The 2802-nt window shown below is 64.7% G+C and carries 5 protein-coding genes; 4 read left to right on the top strand and 1 reads right to left on the bottom strand.

From position 1 onward, the window contains the following. Window positions 1–277 precede the first annotated feature (277 nt). Complete coding sequence (locus ACFP9U_RS24585; RefSeq protein ID WP_378625454.1) at window positions 278–589, top strand: DUF6105 family protein; 312 nt, start codon at window positions 278–280, stop codon at window positions 587–589. Here the strand turns inward: ACFP9U_RS24585 and ruvX are convergent. Further along, window positions 556–1041 (bottom strand): Holliday junction resolvase RuvX, encoded by a 486-nt coding sequence (gene ruvX, locus ACFP9U_RS24580; RefSeq protein WP_378625452.1) that lies wholly within the window; start codon window positions 1039–1041, stop codon window positions 556–558. The two genes, ACFP9U_RS24585 and ruvX, sit on opposite strands and share 34 nt — an antisense overlap. Before the next feature lie 71 nt (window positions 1042–1112). On the opposite strand from ruvX, the gene ACFP9U_RS24575 reads away from it, so the two are divergent. From ACFP9U_RS24575 to ACFP9U_RS24565, 3 genes are all read left to right on the top strand, one after another. Continuing rightward, on the top strand, window positions 1113–1820 hold the full coding sequence (locus tag ACFP9U_RS24575) for a metal-dependent hydrolase (RefSeq protein WP_378625450.1): 708 nt from the start codon (window positions 1113–1115) through the stop codon (window positions 1818–1820). Between the two features lie 93 nt (window positions 1821–1913). Further along, window positions 1914–2201: an Asp-tRNA(Asn)/Glu-tRNA(Gln) amidotransferase subunit GatC gene (gene gatC / locus ACFP9U_RS24570; protein ID WP_378625448.1), complete on the top strand. Its 288-nt coding sequence runs from the start codon at window positions 1914–1916 to the stop codon at window positions 2199–2201. A gap of 88 nt (window positions 2202–2289) precedes the next feature. Further along, window positions 2290–2802 (top strand): amidase (locus ACFP9U_RS24565; protein ID WP_378625446.1); only part of this gene is annotated, 513 nt, incomplete at its 3' end.

Here is a 2802-nt window from a genome sequence, read left to right as displayed (position 1 = left end):
GCCGAATTGCGGCGGCTCGGGGCGGGGCAGGTGGCCGACGCCTTCATCGAGACGCGGCTGGCCGGCCAGTGGCGCGGCACCTACGGCATGCTCGATGCCCGGCACGATGCCGGGACGCTGGTGGAGATGCTCTACCCGGAGGCGGGGTAGGGCGGCAATGGCCTGAAACTCCATCACGTCGGTGCGGTAATTAAGGTTAATAAAGGGTTGCCGCTTGCGCGCGCACAGGCGCGGGTCCAGTGTTGCCGTGAAGGATTTCGGCAGTGGAGAGAGCCCCGTGCGCTACATCCTGATCTTCTGGGGACTGCCGATGGGGCTGATCTGGGCCTGGTACTTCCTGTCCCTGCATGACATGCACTTCGGCTTCTTCATGCTGACCCGCGAGGTGCACGACTACACCTTTGCAATCTACGGCCATATCCTCGGCGTCGAGCCGGCAGCGATCCCGCCGCTGCTGGCGCGCGCCTGCGTGATCGACACCTTGATCCTGCTGGCCATCCTCGCCTTCCGCCGCCGCCGCGCAATCCAGGCCTGGATCGCCGCAAGACGAGGGCACTACCCGCGCGAGGATGCGCCGCGTAGCGCCTGAAGACGGTCGAGCGCGCCCTGCAGGATGAAGGCGGCCGCCGCCGAATCGATGCGTTCGGCGCGCTTTTTCCGGGAGACGTCCATCTCGATGAGTGTCCGTTCGGCGGCCACGGTGGACAGGCGCTCGTCCCAAAAGCTCAAGGGCAGATCGGTGAGCCGCGTGAGATTGCGCGCGAAGGCGCGGGTGGACTGCGCGCGCGGTCCCTCGCTGCCGTCCATGTTGACGGGGAGGCCGATGATCACCCCGCCCACATTCTCGCGCGAGAGCAGGTGCAGGAGTGCTTCGGCATCCTGCGTGAACTTCTTGCGTTTGATCATTGCACGCGGCGTGGCGAAGGACAGGCCGAGATCGGAGACGGCGACGCCGATCGTCTTGGTGCCGAGATCGAGCCCGGCCAGCGGCCTGCCGACGGGACGGGCCTGTTCCAGCTCTTCCATGGAGACGACGCTCACGGGCAACCCGCCTTTGACTTGATGCTTGCCCGTTTTATCCTGCCGGGTCTCAAGATGCGAGGAACTTGGACATGAAAATCACCTGGTACGGCCACTCCGCCTTCCGGATCGAGGCCGGTGACGCGCGAATTCTGATCGACCCGTTCCTGAGCGGCAACCCCGCCTGGGATGGCGGCTGGGAAGGGCCGGCGGAAGGCGTCACCCATGTGCTGCTCACCCACGGGCATGCCGATCACCTGGGCGACTCGGCGGCGATCCTGAAACAGAGCGGCGCCATGCTGGTCGCCAATTTCGAGATCTGCATGTATCTCGTCGGGCAGGGGATTGCCGAGGACAGGATCAATCCCGGTAATCTCGGCGGGACGGTCGATTGCGGCGGCTTCACGACGACCTTCGTTCAGGCACAGCACTCCTCTTCGTTTCCGTTCGACGACGGCACCAATGTCTATCTCGGCAATCCCGGAGGCCTCATCCTCCATTTTCCGCGGGAAAAGACGCTCTATCACATGGGCGACACCGATATCTTCGGCGACATGGCGCTGATCCAGGAACTGCATCGGCCGCAGATCGGCCTTGTGCCCATCGGCGACCGGTTCACGATGGGCGGCGCGGTGGCCGCGCTTGCCTGCCGTCGCTTCTTCCAGTTCGAGACGGTCATCCCCTGCCACTACGCCTCCTTCCCGATCGTCGACCAGTCGGCGGACAAGTTCAGCGAGGGCATGAAGGGGACGGAGACGAACGTGCTGGTGCCCGAGCGCGGCAAGGCGGTGGAGTTGTAGCCTCTAGCGCAGCATTTTGGGCAATGGTGTTGCGTGCCGCGCCGGGCGCGACTATAGCGCTGGGGCAATTCAATCCCGCCAGGAAAAGAGAGCATGTCCGTCGATATCGAGACCGTGAAGCGCGTGGCGCAATTGGCCAGAATTGCCGTCGACGATGAGGAAGCCAGCCGCATGACCGGCGAGTTGAATGCAATCCTCGGTTTCGTGGAGCAGCTTGGCGAGGTGGACGTCTCCGACGTGGAGCCGATGACCTCCGTCATTCCCACGGCCATCAGGATGCGCCAGGACGAAGTGACGGATGGCGGCAAGGCGGAGGAGATCGTGGCCAACGCGCCGGCCGGTGACGACAATTTCTTTGTCGTGCCCAAGGTCGTCGAATAGGCGGGCTGCGGCGGGTGCCGCGCAATCCACCTACTCTCGGGCGCTCATCGGCGCCCATTCATCTCATCCGTGAGCGAACGGACCTTTCATGAGCGAGCTGACCAAACTCACCATTGCCGAAACGCGTGACCGACTGGCGAAGAAGGACTTCACGGCCCTGGAGCTGACCGAAGCCTATCTGTCCGCCATCGAGACGGCGAACGAACGGCTGAACGCCTATGTGGCCGTGACCGCGGACCAGGCGCGCGAGATGGCGAAGGCTTCCGACATGCGGCTGGCGCAAGGTGGTGGGCGCCCGCTCGAGGGCATTCCGCTGGGGGTGAAGGATCTCTTCGCCACCCGTGATACCCACACCCAGGCGGGCAGCCACATCCTCGACGGTTTCAAGCCGCCCTACGAGTCCACCGTTACCGCCAATCTCTGGGCCGACGGGGCGGTAATGCTGGGCAAGCTCAACATGGACGAGTTCGCCATGGGCTCGTCCAACGAGACCTCCTATTACGGGCCGGTGGTCAATCCCTGGCGGGCGGAGGGGGACAACAAGGACCTCGTGCCCGGCGGCTCCTCGGGCGGCTCGGCGGCGGCGGTCGCGGCCTGGCTG

Source organism: Nitratireductor sp. GCM10026969 (genome assembly GCF_042660605.1).
Taxonomy (GTDB): domain Bacteria; phylum Pseudomonadota; class Alphaproteobacteria; order Rhizobiales; family Rhizobiaceae; genus Chelativorans.
Note: the sequence above shows the minus strand (reverse complement) of the source record. Positions and strands in the feature narration are given on the sequence as shown.

Bases quoted from the DNA above. Each gene is read 5' to 3' on its own strand.
- ACFP9U_RS24575 (WP_378625450.1), top strand. From the start codon at position 1,113: ATGAAAATCACCTGGTACGGCCACTCCGCCTTCCGGATCGAGGCCGGT.
- gatC (WP_378625448.1), top strand. From the start codon at position 1,914: ATGTCCGTCGATATCGAGACCGTGAAGCGCGTGGCGCAATTGGCCAGA.